This is a genomic window from Myxococcus sp. CA033, from assembly GCF_013336625.1.
GTDB classification, from domain to species: Bacteria; Myxococcota; Myxococcia; order Myxococcales; family Myxococcaceae; genus Myxococcus; species Myxococcus llanfairpwllgwyngyllgogerychwyrndrobwllllantysiliogogogochensis.
In genome coordinates, this window is the sequence record NZ_JABUMU010000099.1 from 1 (window position 1) to 397 (window position 397).

The 397-nt window shown below is 63.0% G+C and carries 1 protein-coding gene; it reads left to right on the plus strand.

All coding sequences use genetic code 11. The features are described from left to right. Window positions 1-77 precede the first annotated feature (77 nt). The coding region (locus HUA78_RS45805; protein WP_217442887.1) for a hypothetical protein at window positions 78-397 on the plus strand (320 nt) is incomplete at its 3' end.

A 397-nucleotide genomic window follows, 5' to 3' on the forward strand; every position in this document is an offset into this window, starting at 1 on the left:
AAACCGTGGAAGTGAGGGACCGATAACTCTTTTGTAGGTCATTTGCTGCTGGCCCCCACACCCCCCAGAGGCCTGTCATGAATTTTAAAGTCCCGAGCTTCCGCGATGTGAAGAGCGCGGTCACCAACACCGCCAAGAACGCGAAGGACGCGGTCGTCGACAAGGCGAAGGACGCGAAGGACGCGGTCGTCGACAAGGCGAAGGACGCGAAGAACACGGTCGTCGACACCTCGAAGGACGTGTTCGAGGTGGTGAAGCACAATCCGGTGACGGACAAGCTGAAGCAGGTGCTCCCGGACCCGAAGGACCTGGCGCGCGACGCGCTCCAGACGGGCCTGCGGGTGGCCTACCAAGGCGCGGACAAGCTGCTGCCGAGCGGCGCGACGGACCTGCTGCT